Annotated in this window: 1 protein-coding gene; it reads right to left on the bottom strand. The window is 69.7% G+C overall.

All coding sequences use genetic code 11. The annotated features are described in order from the left end of the window. Positions 1–947 (bottom strand): DUF389 domain-containing protein (locus DM995_RS19290; RefSeq protein WP_157973353.1); only part of this gene is annotated, 947 nt, incomplete at both ends.

The raw sequence follows: 947 nt of genomic DNA, 5'->3' as shown, positions 1-947 counted from the left end.
CTCGCCCCCGGCAGCGCCTCGGCACGCACCTGCGCCAGCCGCTTGTCGCGATCGATCAGCACCGCCTCAGGTGCTACCCCGGCCAATATGGCGAGCTCGCGCCCCACCAGCGCCGCGGTTTCGCGGTCGCGCCGGGTCTGCTCGCGCGCAGATGCCGAGGCGAGTTGCGCCGCTTCGGCATCGCCCGCCGCGGTGCCGACGCGGAACTGCTCGAGGTCGAGCTTGACCGGTCGTCCCAGCGCCCTGGCGAGCAGCACCTCGCCCTGCGCCCCGGCCTTGCCACGATATTCCGGGGTCAGCACCGTCGCACGCACCGCGAGCGGCTCGCCCGAAAAATCGATCTCGAGCTGGTCGATCTTCGCCTGGCGCGGGAACTGTTCGGCCAGCACGTCGCGCGCCTGGCGCTGCGCGCGTGCCTCCCAGGCGATCTGGCTGAGCGAATAGCCCAGCGGAAGGGCGAGGCCAAGAAACACCACGATGATCACACCCGCCTGCATCCCGCTCTGCCGGCTCGTGAGCTTGGGGCCGAAGCCATAGAGCCGCGCCATGATGGCCGCGGCGATGGCGATCGTCATCAGGTTGGTGACGAACAGCAGCAGCGCGCCGAAGAACACCGTGGCATTGAGCGTCGCCAGGCCGAAGCCCACGGTCGCCAGCGGCGGCATCAGCGCGGTGGCGATCGCGACGCCGACGATCGTACCTTCGCGCCCCCGGATCATCGCATAGGCCCCCGCGAGCGCGGAAAACAGCGCGACCAGCAGGTCGAAAAGATTGGGCCGGGTCCGCGCGGCGATCTCGGAGGTGACATCCTTGATCGGCGACAGCGCCACGATCAGCGCGGTAAACAGCACCGCCATCACGATCCCCGTTGCCAGCGTCATCGCGGTGCGGCGGATCCCGGTGCCGTCGACCGTTGCCAAGCACAAGCCCAGCACCACGATCCGCCC

The sequence above is a fragment of the Blastomonas sp. UPD001 genome, from assembly GCF_003426715.1.
In the GTDB taxonomy this organism is placed as follows: domain Bacteria; phylum Pseudomonadota; class Alphaproteobacteria; order Sphingomonadales; family Sphingomonadaceae; genus Blastomonas.
This window is presented reverse-complemented; position numbering and strand designations above follow the sequence as displayed.